This is a genomic window from Rhizobium sp. IY2 (assembly GCF_047532935.1).
Lineage (GTDB): Bacteria > Pseudomonadota > Alphaproteobacteria > Rhizobiales > Rhizobiaceae > Rhizobium > Rhizobium anhuiense.
This window is the reverse complement of record NZ_JBLKNU010000013.1, coordinates 125,966-141,960: the sequence shown is the minus strand read 5'-3', so window position 1 is coordinate 141,960 and position 15,995 is coordinate 125,966. Positions and strand designations below refer to the sequence as shown.

The following is a 15,995-nucleotide window of genomic DNA, read 5'->3' as shown; positions in this document are numbered from 1 at the left end:
CGGCGCACTCCTGTCATAACGCGCCCGTAGCAGGAAACGTGCCAGGTGGGCATGTATTCTTTTGGTACAAGCTTGGCAGAGGTGAGCGAAATTGCAGGTGTAGCCGCCGCCGACGGCAGGATATCGCCGCTTATATTGTCGTCTTGTTCACCCTTTCATTTAAGCAAGCCGAAGGAAATGAGGACTACTTTGAAGGGAAATTCTACGATGACAAGGGCGGGATACGGCCTTCGGCCGCGGGGGAGAATGGCGTTATGCACGAACCGAGTGCCAGGCGATGGGAATCGACCGATGCCCTGACAGCCGAAACGCGGCGCATCGTCGCCGCGACGGAGGCGATGATGGCATCGACCGCCCATCATCTTTCCGAGGGCATCGAGAACCTGCGCCTCAAGGAAATCGTCCACGAGCTTCCGGATTTCCTCTACGTCAAGGATCGTGACAGCCGCTTTGTCTTCGCCAATGCCGTCACCGCCAGCAGCCTCGGCGTGCAGAGCGCGGCGCAGATCACCGGCAAGCGCGATTTCGACCTGTTCGATTTCGAAACGGCGCGCCACCATTTCGATATCGAGCAGCAGATCATGGCGACGGGCGAAGCCCGCATCGACATGGAGGAATCCTACATCCTTCCCGGCGGCAAAAGACCGATATGCCGGCTGACCTCGAAGATACCGTTGCGCAACGATCGCGGCGAGGTCGTCGGTCTGATCGGCGTGTCCCGCGATATCACCGAGCGCAAGCTTCAGGAGGATCTCCATCGCGGCCAGGCGAAACTGCTCGAAATGATCGCCCGCAACGAGCCGTTGCCGATGATCCTCGAGGCGCTGGTGCTGATGATCGAATCGCAGCTGACGGGGATCGACGGATCGGTGCTGCTGCTCGACAGCGAGGGCACCAGGCTCTATCACGGCGCCGCTCCCAATCTGCCCGGCGGTTATAGCCGCCTGATCGACGGCGTCACGATCGGTCCCAAGGTCGGCTCCTGCGGCACCGCCGCATGGCGCGGTCAGACCGTCATCGTCGAGGACGTGATGGTCGATCCGCTGTGGGAGGATTTTCGCGCGCTGATTGCGCCGTTCGGCTTCCGCTCCTGCTGGTCGACGCCGATCGCCACCTCGCAGAACAACGTGCTCGGCACCTTTGCGCTCTATTCCAGGGAAGTCCGCCGTCCCACCGAGCATGAGATGACGCTGGTGGCGCTCGCCACCCACATCGCCGGCATCGCCATCGAGCGCAAGCGCGTCGATGACCGCATCCATTTCATGGCCCATCATGACGATCTCACCGGCCTGCCGAACCGGGCTTTCCTCAAGGAGCGGCTGGCCAATATCCTCGACCAGGCCCGGCGCAACAACCGCAAGGTGACCGTCGCCTATATCGATCTCGACAATTTCAAGGATATCAATGACGGCCGCGGTCATGCCGCCGGCGACGAGGTGCTGAAGGAGGTTGCCGCCCGCATGGCCAACAGCGTGCGGGCCTCCGATATGGTCGTGCGTCTCGGCGGCGATGAATTCCTCGTGGTGCTCGTCCACCAGTCGAGCCATGATGCCGGCATCACGCGCCGCCTTCGCGAGCTGCAGAAGGCGATCAACCGGCCGATCCGCGGTGAGGATGGCGAGCTCACCGTCACCGCCAGCATCGGCGTTGCTGCCTTCCCGTTCGATGGCGCCACCTCGCAAGAGCTTCTCGCCAATGCCGACCGCGCCATGTACCGCGCCAAGGAGCTCGGTCGCAACACATTGCAGCATCATGAGGGCGGCAGCACGCCCGTCGGAATGCCGCTTGGCGAACAGGAGGAACTGCACCAGGCAATCACCGGCGACCAGCTCTTCCTGCAATACCAGCCGCAGGTCGATGTCGCCACCGGCCGCATCACCGGGCTCGAGGCGCTGGTGCGTTGGAACCATCCGGCCAAGGGCAGGGTGCCGCCGGTCAATTTCATTCCGCTCGCCGAAGAGACCGGCCTGATCGTCCCCCTTGGCCTCTGGGTGCTGAACGAGGCCTGCCGCCAGGCGCGCCAGTGGCAGGATATGGGCCTGACGCCGCTGACGATCGCCGTCAACGTCTCGGCCAAGCAGTTCGCCGATCCGGATTTCGCCACCCATGTCGCCGAGGCGCTCGATCGCCACCGGCTGCAGTCGCGCTGGCTGGAGCTTGAGGTCACCGAAAGCGTGGTGATGCAGGATGCCGAGCGCGCGCTTGCCATGATGGAATCGCTGCGGGCGCTGGGTGTGCGCCTGTCGATCGATGATTTCGGCTCCGGCTATTCCAGCCTTGCGGCACTGAAGACCTTCCCCTTCGACCGGTTGAAGATGGACCGTTCGCTGGTCGAGGCCCTGCCGGGCGACAAGACCGCCGTCGCCATCGCCTCGGCCGTCATTTCACTGGCGCAGACGCTGAAGCTTTCGGTGCTGGCCGAAGGCGTCGAAACCGATGCCCAGATGGATTTCCTGCGCCACGCGCATTGCGAGGAGGCGCAAGGCTACCGCTTCTCCAAGCCCGTCTCTCCGGAGGAGATCCCGGCATTGCTGAAGGCGCGCAGCCTCTAATCGGCCGCCTTGATTTCTAAACGCGAATGACATTGAGCCGCAGAGCGCTGACGACGGCCTGCGTTCGCGTGGTGCATCCCAGTTTCTTGATCGCGCTGCCGATGTGATTGTTCACCGCGTTTTCGGAGAGATCGAGAAGTTTGGCAATTTCATTGCCTTTCCTGCCGCCGGCGGTCAGCCTCAGGCAGTCCAGCTCGCTCGCCGTAAACTCGATGGGCTTGTGTTTCTCGTTCAATGTCAGCTGCGAGAGCCGGTCGTAGATCAGCGTGGCGATGAACAGCAGCTTCGCCATCTCGATCATGCTGAAATTCCGCGACCCTGAAATCGACATGGCGCCGCGTCCGCCCGCGGCATCGTGGACAGGAAAATAGGCGCCTTTTTCCATGCCGTATCGGTTGAACAGCTCGATGACCGTCGACTTCTTGCCTTCGCCGCGATTGGTATTGATTGCTTCGACGTCATAGTTGAACGGGCTGGTCGATCTCAGCATCCGGCGGATGACCGGGCTGTCGATCATCAGGTTATGGGCGTCATAGAAATCCACCATCTCCGCCGGCCAATTGGTGATGATCTTCGTCGCGCCGATTTCGAGGATGTCGACGGTCGGCAGCGTCATGAACAGGAAGGCATTCATTCCAAGGTCTTGCGTGAGACCCTTCATATATTTGAACACTTCGTAATGCGTGTTGAAGCCTGCGGCGACTTCCTCGATTCGATTGAATTCGGCCTCGAGCTTCATGTCTTCTCCATCAGCCGCCGCATCCGGGCGCTTGGCGACGGCCGCCTCATTCCTCAAATCGCAATCGATACAGAGAATGATGCAGCAATTCAAAGTGTTACAGCGTCCTTTGCGCGTCCGAAAGACGTGCAAGGGACGCTGTAATGTGCCGGGCGAATCCGCTCGGATCGGATGTGGATTCTACACGGTTGGAGGACGCTGCAACATGTGGCAGCGGAAGAAAAAGACAAGGCCTCACCTGCCGGGAAAAGTACGCTTACGAGACAACGAGCCCTTAACAAATCGTAAAGGCGCTTTCTGGCTTCCGGGCACAAAAGCGGTGAAAAATCGCCAATGTCGGCATGGAAAATCCACCGCGGCAAATCTTGTATCGAACCGATACGTTCGAAACGAATGCTTATATCAGATTGATTTTATTGACACATTTCTCCTATGCCTGATTGGCTCGAAGAGCCTGTATGGGTGAATGACCGGGTTAATGGATACTTAAAGAATTTGCCGGATTTTATCTTCAGATTGCTCGTCCAGCGCAAGCTCGCAGTGGGAGCGCTGCTGGCACTCTTTGAGGGGACCGCATACCGACCGCCAATCGACGATGTCTTCCGCCAATTCGTTTTGATCGATGAAATTGTAATAAGTAACTGTAAATATTAGAGGAATATGTCGTGCCCTGGCAAGTCTTGATCGGAAATGTGGCTGCGGTTGCGCTCGTCATTTCGGTGTGGATGCACCTGCATTACAAGTTCTACCGCCTGTCGAAGGTCCAGGCAGAACTTGGTTTCGGCTTGATGATGGGCCTTGGGGCAGTCTTGTCGATGCTGCTGTCCGTCGAGGTCGACAGCGGCTATTATCTCGATCTCCGTTCGACCTTGCTGGCGGTCTCGGCAGTCTACGGCGGTCCGCTGGCGGTTCTGACGACAGCCGCCCTCACATCCGTGCAGAGGATCTCCATGGGTGGCGCCGGTGTCGAGCCGGCACTGATCTCGATCATGCTGGTATCCGTGTTTGGACTGGCGGTCCACTTGCTGTTTGGCAGGGGCTCGGCGGATGTCAAAAAGGCTCTGGCTTGTGCCGTAACGGTGGCCGCGGTCACATTGGCGATGAGCATTTTCCATCGAGGTGGCTGGTCGCATATCACGACTGTCAGCCTTGCCGTCATAGGCGTGAAATTCGCCGCGACCTTGGCCGCGGCATCCGTCATTACCTATTTCCATGCCTTTACCCTCGAGCGGGATATCTTGAAGGCCGCGCTGACCCAGGCGCCGGATTTCCACTATGTCAAAGACCGGAATAGCCGCTTCGTCGTCACCAACCTCAACGTCGCGCGAAACCACGACCGCACCAAGTCTTCGGAGATGGTCGGCCTGACGGATTTCGATCTCTATCCCAGCGAAATGGCGCAAGCGTTCTTCGATCACGAACAGGAGATCATGGCGACCGGCGAACCCATCGTCGACTTCGAGGAACCGCTCGTCCAAGAGAATGGCCGGGAACGCTGGTTCATGACGTCGAAGGTCCCGTTGCGGAACCGCCACGGCGATCTGATCGGACTTTCCGGCGTGACCCGCGATATCACCGAGAAAAAGCGCCTCATTCAGGAAGCGCTCGACAGCAAGAACGTGCTGTCCCAAGCGATGACGGAAATGTCCGATGGGCTTGCCATGTTCAATTCCGCGGGCCGGCTGGTGTTTTGCAACGATCAGTATCGTGCCGCCTTTCCCCGTTCAGCCGATGCCAGACGGCCCGGCGCTGCTATAACCGACATCCTGCAGGCCGTTATGCGCAACGGTGAGCGGATCGACGTCGGCCCGGATGCCGGCGAGGACTGGATAGAGACGGAAGCAGCCCAGCTTTTCCTGACCCATGATAGTGACATACCGATGTTCGATGGACGCTGGCTCAGGCAGCGCACCCGTTTGGCGGCCGACGGCTCCGCCCTGGTGGTGGTTTCCGACATCACCTCGATGAAGCACTCCGAGGAACGGCTGACGCAGCTCGCCATGAAGATGAAAGGGCTGGCCGACACCGACGCATTGACCGGTATTGCCAATCGCAGAGTGTTCAACGAGGCGATCTCGGAAGAGTTTGCCCGCGCCCGCCGGGCCGAATCCGCTCTCAGCCTGCTGCTGATCGATGTCGATCACTTCAAGGCCTACAACGATACCTATGGTCATCTCGAAGGAGACAACTGCCTGAGGATGATCGGCGAGGTCCTCAGGTCGATTGCCAAGCGCCCCTGCGACCTCGCGGCGCGATTTGGCGGGGAGGAGTTCGCCATCCTGCTGCCCGGCACGGACAGGGACGGCGCGGTCCGGCTTGCCAAGATGCTGCGCTCGGCATTGCATCGGCGCGCAATCCCGCACAGTGAGAGCAGCAAAACGATCGTGACGGTCAGTATCGGTGTGGCGAACATCTTGGATCGATTTGCGACGCCGGCAGAATTGGTCGCGGCCGCAGACCGGGCGCTTTACGCGGCGAAAAAGCACGGTCGCGACCGTATTGAAGCCGCTGCAGTTCAAGCAAGAGCGGCGTGAGTTCCGACACTTCGGACACGTCTCGCCCCTTTTTCTCAGCGAGCCTCACTTTGCAAGCTTGCCGATCGCCTCGATCTCGTTCGTCCATATGCCCGCTGCATAGTCTTGCGGCAGCTGCGCCAGTTGCGCGGGGTCGTCGATGCCGGTGGAAAAATCGCTGCCGCGATAGGGGCCGAGCACGAAGACCTCGGTCCCGGCATCCTGCATCCGGTTGAGAAAACGGTCCGGCCAGCCCCAGAGCCACGGCGCGATATTGATCGGCACCAGCATCATCCGATGTTTGCAGGCGTCCGGCAGCACGCCGCTCCAGCCATAGCCGATATAGCCGAACAGGCAGCCCTTCAGGCTCTTGCGCGAGGCGGTCCTGATATCGGGCGAAAGCCGGCGCAGGACGTCGATCGGCTCGTCGCCGCCATAGACTGTGATATCAGCCCGTCGCGCGGCGGGAAGCCCGTTGAGCACGGCGGCGAGCTTTTCGCCCTCGGAAGGGTCGCGGCTCTTGACGTTGATGAGGAAGCGCCGATCCGGAAAGGTCGTCAGCACCTCGGCAAGCGTCGGCATCATGCCGATGCCCTGGCCGCGAAAGGGAAAGCTCTTGCCGCCATCGGCCGTATAGCCATAGCCGAGGTCGAGCTTCTTCATGTCGGCCATCGAATGCTCGCGCGTGACGCCGTGCCCGTCGGTGCGGCAGTCGAGCGTCCAGTCGTGAAAGACGGCGAATTGCCCATCCGTCGTCGGATGCACGTCGATCTCGACCATATCGGCGCCGGCTGCAAAGCCTGCCTGCATCGAGCGGATGGTATTTTCGAGATAATCGTGTTTCGGCGGCAGCATGCGGGCGGCCGTGCAGGTATCGTTCTTCAGATCGGTTTCGTCGAACCGCTGGGCGATGCCGCGATGGGCGAGCAGCACCGGTTTTCCCGGCCGATGCTCTGCGAGCAGGTTGGTATTGTTGAGGTAGATGCCGGCGGCTGCAGCGGCGATTGCCGCCGCGCAATAGAGAAGCTTCCTGCCCAAGATTTATCCCCCTCCGGTTGCATCGAACGCACAAGGGCTAGAAAGCGATTCCGGTTGTTCTTGGGCCCTTTTCCGGCTTTTCTATGCCATCGCCTATTTGCCGGACGGGAGCCTGATCGCTATGGAACCACAAGACGACGAGCTCATCCATTTTGAAGCGCATGGCGCCGCCCCGTTGCCGCCGGCAGCAGTCGAAGGCCATGTCGAGCACGACGGCGCCCGCATCTGGTATGCGAGCTACGGCGCCGGCCCTCCCGTCATTCTGTTGCATGGCGGCCTCGGCCATAGCGGCAACTGGGGCTATCAGATCCCGGCACTGTTGCTGAGCCGCCGCCGCGTCGTGCTGATCGACAGCCGCGGCCACGGAAGAAGCAGCCGCGATATCAGGCCCTATGCCTATGAGTTGATGGCTGCCGACGTGCTTGCCGTCATGGACGAACTCCATATCGATAAGGCGGCGATCGTCGGCTGGAGCGACGGCGCTTGCATCGCTCTGATCCTGGCCATGACGGCGCCGTCGCGGGTTGAGGGCGTCTTTTTCTTCGCCTGCAACATGGATCCGAGCGGCACGCTGGAATTTCATCCGACCCCGGTCATCGACCGATGCTTCAGCCGGCACGCCAGCGATTATGCCGCCTTGTCCGCCACGCCGGACGATTTCCATCCTTTTGTCGAGGCGGTCAGCCTGATGATGCGGACGGAGCCGAATTATGACGCGGCCGACCTCGGCCGGATCCGCGTGCCGGTCGCCATCGTGCTCGGCGAACATGATGAATTCATCAAGCCCGACCATGCCGAATATCTGGCCCGCAGCATTCCGGACGCTGCGATGATCTATCTCCCGGGCGTCAGCCATTTCGCGCCGCTGCAGCGGCCCGCCGAGTTCAACGCCGCGGTGGTCACCTTCCTCGATGGGATAGGATCACCGGCGTGAGCGGCGCATTCGATCGTGAGCTTTTCCAGCCCCTCTGGCCTCGCGCCCATTTCCCGCTATCTCTCGTTTCATGAGACCTGATGCGCTGCTCTATCCCGCCCCCGAAGGGCTCTATTGCCCCGAAGGCGGCTTCTATCTCGATCCGGTGCGGCCAGTCGAGCAGGCGCTCGTCACCCACGGTCATTCCGATCACGCCCGGCCGGGCCATGTGAATGTGCTTGCCACCCGCCAGACGCTCGACATCATGCGTCTGCGTTACGGCGAGGGTTTTTGCGCCAGCGAGCAGGCCGCCGCCTTCGGCGAGGCGCTGCTGGTCAACGGAGTCAAGGTGAGCTTTCATCCGGCTGGCCATGTGCTCGGCTCGGCCCAGATCGCCATCGAAAAGAACGGCACCCGCATCGTCGTCTCCGGCGATTACAAGCGCCGCCCCGACCCGACCTGCGAGGCCTATGTGCCGGTTCCCTGCGATGTCTTCATCACCGAGGCGACCTTCGGCCTGCCGGTCTTCCATCATCCCGATCCGATGGACGAGATCGGCAAGCTGCTGGCGTCGCTGCGGCAATTTCCAGAGCGCACCCATCTCGTCGGCGCCTACGCGCTGGGCAAGGCCCAGCGTGTCATCCGGCTGCTGCGCGATGCCGGTTATGCCGAACCGATCTATATCCATGGCGCCATGGAAAGGCTCTGCGACTATTATATCGGAGAGGGCATCGATCTCGGCGAGCTGCTGCCGGCCACCATCGAAAGCCGCGACAAATCAGCCTTCAGGGGCGCCGTCGTCATCGGTCCGTCATCGGCCTTCGCCGACCGCTGGGCTCGCCGTTTCAACGAACCGTTGCCGGCCTTCGCCTCCGGCTGGATGATGGTGCGCCAGCGCGCCAAACAGCTCGGCGTCGAACTGCCGCTCGTCATCTCCGATCATTGCGACTGGCCGGAACTGACGGAAACGATCCGGGAACTGCACCCGGCCGAGGTCTGGGTGACGCATGGCCGCGAGGAGGCCCTGGTGCGCTGGTGCCAATTGCAAGGCATCAAGGCGAAACCGCTGCATCTGGTGGGGTATGAGGACGAGGGGGATTGAGGATGGAGTTCGTTGCTGAAAATCCCTCCCCAAACCCTCCCCACAAGGGGGAGGGGCTGCCGCGCCTCGCCCGTCGCATTTTACCTCTGACGGCCTTGCATGCAGCGACGTTGCCTTGGGGCGAGGCGTTGCCGCAGGTTAGTTCCTCCCACTTGTGGGGAGGGCTTGGGGAGGGGGCTTTTCCATACGGCATTGGGGAGGGGTCTTCCTCAAGAGCCGGGAGGCGCCCATGAAAGCCTTCGCCGACCTCCTCGACCGTCTGGTGCTCACCCCCAGCCGCAACGGCAAGCTGAAGCTGCTCACCGATTATTTCCGCGACACGCCGGACCCCGACCGCGGCTATGGCCTTGCCGCCATCGCCGGCACGCTGGAGGTGCGCAACGTCAAGCCCGCCATGCTGCGCGAGCTGGTGCTGGAGCGCATGGACGAGGTGCTGTTCCGTTATTCCTATGACTATGTCGGCGATCTTGCCGAAACCATCTCGCTCGTCTGGGACAATGAGAGGGATATCGACCGTTCGGCACTCGCTCAGCCGCGTCTCGGCGAAGTCGTCATCGGCATGAACGCGCTCGGCCGCACCGAAGTGCGCAGCTTCGTCCGCGACCTGCTCGACCGGCTGGATTCGTCCGGCCGTTTCGCCTTCATCAAGCTGGCGACCGGCGCCATGCGCATCGGCGTTTCCGCCCGCCTTGCCAAGCAGGCGCTCGCCGATCTCGGCGGCAAGGACGTGACCGAGATCGAAACCCTCTGGCATGGCCTGCAGCCACCTTACGAGACCTTGTTCACATGGCTGGCAGGCGGCGGCGAAAAGCCGGTGCTGGCCACACCGGCGATCTTCCATTCCGTCATGCTCGCCAATGCGGTGGAGGAGGGCGATCTCGCCGGCCTCGATCCGGTGAATTACGCCGCCGAGTGGAAATGGGACGGCATTCGCGTCCAGCTCTCCCGCTCGGGCGACAGGCGCAAGATCTATTCCCGCTCCGGCGACGACATTTCGGGCGCCTTTCCCGATATTCTCGACGCGATCAATTTTTCCGGCGTCGTCGACGGCGAGCTGCTGGTCGGCGGCACCGCCCGCTCCAACAGCCCGACCCGAACCTTCTCCGACCTGCAGCAGCGCCTGAACCGCAAGACGGTGACGGCGAAGATGCTTGGCGATTACCCCGCCTTCATCCGTACCTATGACCTGCTCTTCGACGACGAGGAGGATGTCCGCGGCCGCTCCTATATCGATCGCCGCGACCGGCTGACCGAGATCATCGACCGCGCCCCCCATGACCGTTTCGACCTCTCGCCGCTCGTGCCGTTCTCCTCATGGGAGGAACTCGACGCCCTGCGCGCCGCCCCGCCCGATCCCGTCATCGAAGGCGTGATGATCAAGCGCCGCGACAGCATCTACCAGGCCGGCCGCATGAGGGGCCCCTGGTTCAAGTGGAAGCGCAATCCTTACAATGTCGATGCGGTGCTGATGTATGCCCAGCGCGGCCATGGCAAGCGCTCCAGTTATTATTCCGATTTCACCTTCGGCGTCTGGGCCGACGACGAGGACGGCGAACAGCTGGTGCCGGTGGGCAAGGCCTATTTCGGCTTTACCGATGCCGAACTCGAGGTGCTCGACAAATTCGTGCGCAACAATACCACCGAGCGTTTCGGCCCGGTGCGGGCCGTGCGGGCCGACAGGGATTTCGGCTTCGTCGTCGAGGTGGCTTTCGAGGGCATCAACCGCTCGACCCGGCACAAATCCGGTGTCGCCATGCGTTTTCCCCGCATCGCCCGCCTGCGCCCCGACAAACCCTCCTACGAGGCAGACCGGCTGCGCACGCTGATCGCCATGATCGACGCCAAGCCGGGGTGACCGGATGGATAATGAATGACGCAGACTGTAGCAGAAGCCGTCAAGCGATCCGCCTACAGGTCCCAGGCGATGATTTCAAGATCCGGCCACAGCGTGCCCCACCGCGCGATCTTCTTCTCGTAGATTTCCCGGGTAATCTGCTTCTTGTTGGCTCGCACCACCGGGGCCAGGAGGTCCTTCAGGCCGTAGGGTGCAAACAGATCCAGCCCCTTGTCCACGGGGCGAATGCCGACGGCAGCGGCCGTGGTCGGAAAGGTCGTGATCGCCTCATCTGTGGATGTATACGGCGTTATCGAATGCCCGAACTTTTCCTTGTACCAAATATGAACTCTGGCCTGGTTCTTCACGTCTATCCAGACAGGCAGATTGGATAATAGCCCCCGAATACGGGCAGAGTGATCTGCTTCGGCGCTTTCGGACAGATCATTGCCATCGAAATAAACAATATCGATGTCATTGATGCCGTGATCGTGGGCAAAGCCAAAGGCGTGGTTCCATACTGTCTGGGCGATCGCCCCGGCCACCAATCGCGCATCAGGCAACCCGATACGGTCCCAGTGATCGAGCACCGTCGAGAGAAGCGGACTGTCCGAAATGATCGCCTGGAGTTTCATGTGCGGATTCAGCGTCAATTCCCCCTTTTCGCTTACCCAGCGCGATTCCCGATATAAGATTGTTGCGATAAGGTTTGCGTGGCAACCTGCGCAACAATGACGCAGGGCAATATTTTCAACACCATGTGTATTGGCGGCAACGATCTTCCGGTGCAGATTTTGCATGCCGGGGAGATGATTTGGGTGCTGCGTTATGAGCTCGCGTGAACAAAATTCCTTTTTCCTCCAACGCCGTGCCGTGCTGGCGAGTCTTGCCGGTGCATTCGTCCTGCCGCGGATGGCGGCCGCCTTCGATGTCCCGGACGAGCCGCGCCTCGCCAAAGGCGACTATGCCAAAGTCCGCCACCATTTTCGCACCAAGCTGTTGCAGAAGGGCCCGGCGCCCGACAAATACGAACCGCTGAATGCGCCTGCCGATGCAGACAAGATCTTCTACCGCTCCGGCTACGGCGAGTTGGAACTGGCGGCCTGGGTTTCGAAATACAAGCGCGAGCGCGCCGCCAAACCGGCCGTGCTCTTCCTGCACGGCGGCAATGCCATGGGCATCGGCCACTGGCAGTTGATGAAGCCCTATATGGATGCCGGTTATGTCGTGATGATGCCGTCGCTGCGCGGCGAAAACGGCCAGATGGGCAATTTCTCCGGTTTCTATGACGAGGTCGACGATGTGCTCGCCGCCGCCGAGCGCCTGGCGCATCTGCCGGGTGTCGATCCCGAACGCCTGTTCATCGCCGGCCACAGCATCGGCGGCACGCTGACCATGCTGGCGGCGATGAGCACCGATAAGTTCCGTGCCGCGGCGCCGATTTCGGGCAATCCCAATGCTTTCCGCTTCTTCAGCCGCTATCCCCAGGATATCCGCTTCGACGACAGCAATGCGCATGAGTTCGAGGTGCGGTCGGCGCTGTGTTACGCCCACAGCTTCAAATGCCCGGTCCGTGTCGTCCACGGCACCGAAGAGGCCCATTTCAACGACCGCGCCGATCTGCTTGCCCGCCGCGCCCGCGCCGCCGGCATCCATATCGAAACCGATACCGTCGCCGGCAACCACACCTCGGCGCTGCCGGCCGAGATCGAACAGAGCATCCGCTTCTTCCACGGGGTGGCGGCCTGAGTTTTGCCGATACCGGCAGCAGCGATGAAGTGTGACGGATGATTGATTGCGATCCCGCCGCCGCCCACGGTGGCGGGCTCATCGTTTGCTGATCTTGCTTTTCCCACCCCAACACCAGCCTCGCGCCAGCCGCAGATGCCATCGTCCCGGCAGATGTCGTTGTCTGCCGATCGTTGATAAGGGTGGTTCCATGAATTTTCTGCGCCGGGTCTTCCCGATTGCCGGGCTTGTGATTGCCGTTGCGTCGCTGAGCGGCTGCAACATTCTCATTCCCGATGTCGCCGCCGATTCGCCCGCCCGCTTCGTCCAGGAAACCTCGCCGGTGTTTTATCAGCCGCCAGGCGTCGATCCGCGCCGGGTGCGGCCCATTCCCGATCAGCCGGTGCCGCAGACGCGCGAACTCTACAAGACCCAGTTCCATCAGACCTACGGCCTGCCGATCACCAATCCCGTGCACATGGCGATGTATGGCCAGGTTCGCGACGAGGATTTCACCCTGCCGGCGATCCCGATCAGCCGCGTGCAGCCGCAGTTCCTGCGCCAGGAGGTCGATTACCAGACGACAGAGCGGCCTGGCACCGTGATCGTCGATACCAAGACGCGCTTTCTTTATTTCGTCGAGGGCAACGGCAAGGCGATGCGCTACGGCGTCGGCCTCGGCCGCGACGGTTACGCCTGGTCGGGCCGCGGCACCATCCAGTGGAAGCAGAAATGGCCGCGCTGGACGCCGTCGGTCGAAATGGTCTCGCGCCAGCCTGAGGTTCGCGCCTTCGGCGCGGAGAATGGCGGCATGAATCCGGGACTGATGAACCCGCTCGGCGCCCGCGCCATGTATATCTTCAAGGGCGGGCAGGACACGCTCTACCGCATCCATGGCACGCCCGACTGGCAGTCGATCGGCAAGGCCACTTCATCTGGCTGCGTGCGCATGCTGAACCAGGACGTCATCGATCTCTACGACCGCGTTCCGGCCAAGGCTGAGATCGTTGTGATGTAGCGCTGCAACAGCGCGACCCATATCGTCTGCCCCAGGCCGGACACGTCTGCGTGAAGCTATGGTTTATTTGGCGCAAGCCGATAGATTCACTGATGTCGTTATCCCAGGATTCCCGCATCAAAGGAAATCAGTCCCGCGTCATGAGCTTCGATAGACATCTTTCCCGCCGCAGCTTTCTTTCCTTTTCGGCATTGACCGCAGCCTCCGCACTCACCGGCTGCGCCTCCAGCGCCAACACGGTGACATCAGGCGATACAACGATCATTTACCGTTCGCCCATGCGCCTGTTCCAGTCCCCGGGGGCGTCGAGCGTGCCGAGCGGAGCCGAGCTTGCCGTCATGTATGGCCCCATCGAGGACGGCGGCTTTCTCATTCCCGCCGTTCCCTACGAACAGATCGATCCGCGCTATTATCGCCAGCGCGTCGTCGATCCCACCGGCCAGTCGCCGGGCACCATCGTCGTCGATACGCCATCGCGTTTCCTCTATCTCGTCCAGAGCGATGGCATGGCGATGCGTTACGGCGTCGGCATCGGCCGCGAGGGTTTTGCCTGGCAGGGCTCGGGCGTCATCCAGTGGCGGCAGAAATGGCCGCGCTGGAAGCCGCCGAACGAGATGGTCGCCCGCCAGCCGGAACTCGTCAAATATTCGATCGACAACGGCGGCATGGAGCCGGGCCTGAAGAACCCGCTCGGCGCCCGCGCGCTCTATATCTTCTCGAATGGCGAGGACACGCTCTACCGCCTGCACGGCAATCCCGACTGGCGCTCGATCGGCAAGGCCGTCTCATCGGGCTGCGTGCGGCTGATGAACCAGGATATCATCGATCTCTACGACCGCGTGCCGACAAAGGCGCCGATCGTCGTCTGGCAGTAATTATCACCGGGACGGCCGTAATCCGGCCGCCCCGGATCGATCCTTTTCCCCGAGGAAGTCGTTGCTTCCGCCCAAAAGCACCAGCTTTCGCTTGAGCAAGAGTTTTCATTTTGCGCCGCCAGGGGATTTTATTTTTCGAAATACCATTGCTTAATTCGATAAATATCCTACATGGTGCGTATCGAATTGCTTGCGACCTTTGTCCACGCGCTGAAGCGCTCCGTCAGATATCCTCTCAACATCGATACGGCTTGTCGGATATCTCTCCGCAGGCGAACACAAACGGTTGAAAAGGAGATCGTTATGAATTCAGGCGTCGTCAAGTGGTTCAATGGCACCAAGGGCTTTGGCTTCATCCAGCCCGATGATGGTTCTACCGACGTTTTCGTTCACATTTCAGCGGTTGAACGCGCCGGCATGCGCGAACTCGTTGAAGGCCAGAAGATCCGCTACGATCTCGTCCGCGACAAGAAGTCCGGCAAGAACTCGGCTGATAATCTTCAGGCCGCATGATTTGTCATTCGCCTGCGCTGACCATGAACATGGCGGCGGGCTGACCAAATGCTGGCAGCGAGCTGACCACGGATGTACTGGCAGCGAACTGACCAAAGATTGGCAGCGGGCTGAGTGACTGGAAGAGGTCGGGTCCGAGCCCGGCCTTTTTGCTTTGATCGCCTGGCTTTGCTGATTTGATCGCCCGGCCTTTGATTGATCGATTGCGCAGCCGAAGAGTCGAAGGGACGCTGAAATGGGCAGACCAAACTATAAAGTCGGCGACATGATCGTGCTGAAATCCGGCCTCACCCGCACGGCCAAAGCCGACAAGCGGTGCCGGATTTCCAGCATACTGCCCAACGACCACGGGCATGTGCAATATCGGGTCCAGTTCGATGCGGAGAATTTCGAGCGCCGCATCACTGAGGCCGATATCGATACGGGGGAAACGCCATCCCGGGTTTCTCCCGAGGCGGCGGCCAAGTCCGATGGCGCCGAGCCATGGCTGAAGTTTTCGAGCATCAAGATCGGGAAGTAGTCCCGCCGTTTTTACTATGACAGCGCGGCCTTGCCGCCGACAGGAAGGATATCGTTTTGCAGGTTCTCGTCAGGGATAACAACGTCGATCAGGCGCTCCGCGTGCTCAAGAAGAAGATGCAGCGGGAAGGTCTGTTCCGGGAAATGAAGGCGCGCAGCGCCTTTGAGAAGCCGTCCGAGAAGCGCGCCCGCGAAAAGGCCGAAGCCATTCGCCGCCAGCGCAAGCTTGCCCGCAAGAAGCTGCAGCGCGAAGGTCTGCTGCCGGCACCGAAGAAGGTTCTTCGCGCCCGCTAAACCTAGCCGTGGAATCACGGCGCCTGCCGTGGAATCGTGGCGCCAAACATGGAGCCGCGGTTCCAGCCGCGGAGCCACGACTCTAGCGCCGCCATCACCTGAGAAAGGGGCACATGACCGCCACCAAGGGAGAATTCTTCAATCCCGCCAAGCTCTCGTCTCGCGACAAGGCGGAAGCGACCGATCATACGGCGCGCGCCATCATCGCCGCTGAGGCATCGGCTCGTGACAAGAAGACGGAGAAGCTGAAAGCACTGCGCCTGCAGCAGGAGGCCGAAGCCGAACCTAAGGCGCCGCCTGCAAAGAAGCGCCGGTCGCCGGCCAAGCCGGCTGCGGGACGGCCCTGATCCTCGGTGA

General features: G+C 61.2%; 15 protein-coding genes. 12 read left to right on the top strand and 3 right to left on the bottom strand.

The genetic code is table 11. The features are described from left to right. The first annotated feature begins 254 nt into the window (after positions 1–254). Positions 255–2,552: an EAL domain-containing protein gene (locus ACMUVN_RS29565; protein ID WP_047614196.1), complete on the top strand. Its 2,298-nt coding sequence runs from the start codon at positions 255–257 to the stop codon at positions 2,550–2,552. A gap of 16 nt (positions 2,553–2,568) precedes the next feature. Here ACMUVN_RS29565 and ACMUVN_RS29560 read toward each other — a convergent pair whose 3' ends face one another. Next, entirely contained in the window at positions 2,569–3,291 is a 723-nt protein-coding gene (locus ACMUVN_RS29560) for a helix-turn-helix transcriptional regulator (protein ID WP_047614496.1), read from the bottom strand. Positions 3,292–3,956: 665 nt separating this feature from the next. On the opposite strand from ACMUVN_RS29560, the gene ACMUVN_RS29555 reads away from it, so the two are divergent. Further along, on the top strand, positions 3,957–5,825 hold the full coding sequence (locus ACMUVN_RS29555) for a diguanylate cyclase (RefSeq protein ID WP_063476620.1): 1,869 nt from the start codon (positions 3,957–3,959) through the stop codon (positions 5,823–5,825). A gap of 45 nt (positions 5,826–5,870) precedes the next feature. Here ACMUVN_RS29555 and ACMUVN_RS29550 read toward each other — a convergent pair whose 3' ends face one another. After that, positions 5,871–6,842, bottom strand: a complete 972-nt coding sequence (locus ACMUVN_RS29550; RefSeq protein ID WP_414815844.1) for a glycerophosphodiester phosphodiesterase family protein — start codon at positions 6,840–6,842, stop codon at positions 5,871–5,873. 121 nt (positions 6,843–6,963) lie between these two features. Between ACMUVN_RS29550 and ACMUVN_RS29545 the strand changes: the two genes are divergently transcribed. From ACMUVN_RS29545 to ACMUVN_RS29535, 3 genes are all read left to right on the top strand, one after another. Beyond that, the gene (locus ACMUVN_RS29545) at positions 6,964–7,776 is read left to right on the top strand and encodes an alpha/beta fold hydrolase (protein ID WP_414815843.1); all 813 of its coding nucleotides are present in this window, start codon (positions 6,964–6,966) and stop codon (positions 7,774–7,776) included. Positions 7,777–7,846: 70 nt separating this feature from the next. Continuing rightward, positions 7,847–8,857 (top strand): ligase-associated DNA damage response exonuclease, encoded by a 1,011-nt coding sequence (locus ACMUVN_RS29540; protein WP_414815842.1) that lies wholly within the window; start codon positions 7,847–7,849, stop codon positions 8,855–8,857. A 229-nt stretch (positions 8,858–9,086) separates the two neighbouring features. After that, entirely contained in the window at positions 9,087–10,712 is a 1,626-nt protein-coding gene (locus ACMUVN_RS29535; protein ID WP_414815841.1) for a cisplatin damage response ATP-dependent DNA ligase, read from the top strand. Positions 10,713–10,765: 53 nt separating this feature from the next. Here the strand turns inward: ACMUVN_RS29535 and ACMUVN_RS29530 are convergent, their stop codons facing one another. Next, positions 10,766–11,491 (bottom strand): nucleotidyltransferase family protein, encoded by a 726-nt coding sequence (locus ACMUVN_RS29530; protein ID WP_342588817.1) that lies wholly within the window; start codon positions 11,489–11,491, stop codon positions 10,766–10,768. 28 nt (positions 11,492–11,519) lie between these two features. Here ACMUVN_RS29530 and ACMUVN_RS29525 point away from each other — a divergent pair, with 28 nt between their 5' ends. From ACMUVN_RS29525 to ACMUVN_RS29495, 7 genes are all read left to right on the top strand, one after another. Beyond that, complete coding sequence (locus ACMUVN_RS29525) at positions 11,520–12,440, top strand: alpha/beta hydrolase family protein (protein WP_414815840.1); 921 nt, start codon at positions 11,520–11,522, stop codon at positions 12,438–12,440. A gap of 190 nt (positions 12,441–12,630) precedes the next feature. Beyond that, positions 12,631–13,437, top strand: a complete 807-nt coding sequence (locus ACMUVN_RS29520; protein ID WP_414815839.1) for a L,D-transpeptidase — start codon at positions 12,631–12,633, stop codon at positions 13,435–13,437. Positions 13,438–13,577: 140 nt separating this feature from the next. Continuing rightward, positions 13,578–14,312: a L,D-transpeptidase family protein gene (locus ACMUVN_RS29515; RefSeq protein WP_414815838.1), complete on the top strand. Its 735-nt coding sequence runs from the start codon at positions 13,578–13,580 to the stop codon at positions 14,310–14,312. Positions 14,313–14,615: 303 nt separating this feature from the next. Further along, the gene (locus tag ACMUVN_RS29510; protein WP_003546468.1) at positions 14,616–14,825 is read left to right on the top strand and encodes a cold-shock protein; all 210 of its coding nucleotides are present in this window, start codon (positions 14,616–14,618) and stop codon (positions 14,823–14,825) included. 235 nt (positions 14,826–15,060) lie between these two features. Further along, positions 15,061–15,345, top strand: a complete 285-nt coding sequence (locus ACMUVN_RS29505) for a hypothetical protein (protein WP_029868111.1) — start codon at positions 15,061–15,063, stop codon at positions 15,343–15,345. Between the two features lie 56 nt (positions 15,346–15,401). After that, entirely contained in the window at positions 15,402–15,638 is a 237-nt protein-coding gene (gene rpsU, locus ACMUVN_RS29500) for a 30S ribosomal protein S21 (protein WP_003569533.1), read from the top strand. 113 nt (positions 15,639–15,751) lie between these two features. Continuing rightward, a complete protein-coding gene (locus ACMUVN_RS29495) occupies positions 15,752–15,985 on the top strand; it encodes a hypothetical protein (protein ID WP_029868110.1) in 234 nt (77 codons plus the stop codon). Positions 15,986–15,995 lie beyond the last annotated feature (10 nt).